We start from the raw sequence: 939 nt of genomic DNA, 5'->3' as shown, positions 1-939 counted from the left end.
CAGCTGCCCGAATCGGCGGCTGGCACCTCCCGCCCCGTGGATCTGGGCCAATTGGCGCTGCCTCGCACGGCACCGGCCACAGGTCCTGGGCTGGCAGGCGACGGCGCGGCTGCAACGGGTGCGGGACGGACTTCCGCCGCAGCCACCACGGATGCACCCCCTCGCAGACCCGCGGCGGCGCCCCGTGCCCCACGGGCCCCTGCCGCGAATGCCCCCGCACCCCCGTGCTGCGGCGGCCCCCCGCTACGCCCGCTTCGGGCCGCGCGGTATTCACCAGCCCGCAGCAGCCGGCGCCCGCCGAGCGCCCCCGCCTCGTGATGGAGCCTTTGGATGTGTGGCTCGACGCCCCGCTGCCGCTGCGTGCGGCCCCCGAGATGGCTGCGCCCACCGCCACTGATGCCAGCCCCCAGCGCACCGAAGCCGCTGCGCTGTGGAAGGCGCTGAACACGCCCGTGGAAGAGCTGCAGCAGTCCGCGGCACGCACTGGCAAGCTCGAAGCCGAGGTGGCAGCGCAGCGTGCCCAGGCCACCTCCGAGCGTGCGGCCGCCGCCCAGCTCAGGCAGCAACTCGAAGCCGCCGAGACCGAGCGGTTTTCCGCCACGGTGGTCTACGGGCTGCTGGCCTTGCTGGTCCTGGCCCTGGGATTGGCGGCCTGGATCTGGGCGCGCGCACGCCGCCAGTCGGCGCTGGACTGGAGCCATGCCGTCGCTGCCAGTGGCGGCAACGGGCCCCTGGGCGGCGCGGTGGTGGATGGGCCGACGGGTCGCGAGTCGCTTCAGACCGCGCCGCAGGCGGCGGACGAGTGGCCGGGCATGCCCGAGCCGGTCGCATATGCCACGCCTGCAGCGGTGCCTGCTGCTGTAGCCGTGCCCGTGCCAACGCCCGCCTCGGTGCCCGCCAAGCCCGCACCACGCGCCGCTACCTTGCCCGAGCGCGCTC

General features: G+C 75.2%; 1 pseudogene. It reads left to right on the top strand.

Annotation, left to right across the window (positions count from 1 at the left end):
* Positions 1 to 224 precede the first annotated feature (224 nt).
* Positions 225 to 939: pseudogene (locus AC27KI_RS25885) on the top strand (hypothetical protein); the annotation flags it as partial.

This window comes from Acidovorax sp. KPB24-03 (genome assembly GCF_057546605.1).
The sequence above is the reverse complement of the archived record's forward strand: the minus strand, read 5'-3'. Positions and strand labels throughout refer to the sequence as shown.